This window comes from Duganella violaceipulchra (assembly GCF_019166075.1).
In the GTDB taxonomy this organism is placed as follows: domain Bacteria; phylum Pseudomonadota; class Gammaproteobacteria; order Burkholderiales; family Burkholderiaceae_D; genus Rugamonas; species Rugamonas violaceipulchra.
The window spans coordinates 1-217 of the sequence record NZ_JAHTGR010000268.1 but is presented as its reverse complement, the minus strand read 5'-3'; the positions used below and the strand labels follow the sequence as shown (position 1 = coordinate 217).

General features: G+C 61.8%; 1 protein-coding gene. It reads right to left on the bottom strand.

Annotated features, from left to right (window positions below):
* Nucleotides 1-204, bottom strand: a 204-nt coding sequence (locus tag KVP70_RS34005; RefSeq protein ID WP_439897419.1) for an AMP-binding protein, incomplete at its 3' end; no start/stop codon positions are given.
* Nucleotides 205-217: the final 13 nt, after the last annotated feature.

The following is a 217-nucleotide window of genomic DNA, read 5'->3' as shown; positions in this document are numbered from 1 at the left end:
ATGAAACCGGTCTTGTGTCGCTGCAAATAGACGTAACACATTTTCGTGCTGAACCATCACCCCCTTGGGCATCCCGGTCGAGCCCGAGGTATAGATCACATACGCCAGGTGCCGCGCCGTCAAGCCCAGCTGCGCCGGGTCGGGCTTGTGCGATGCTTGACGCGCCATGGCCGCGCCGTCTTCCTCTCCGTCGAGCAGCAGCACCGGTCTCGCCAAT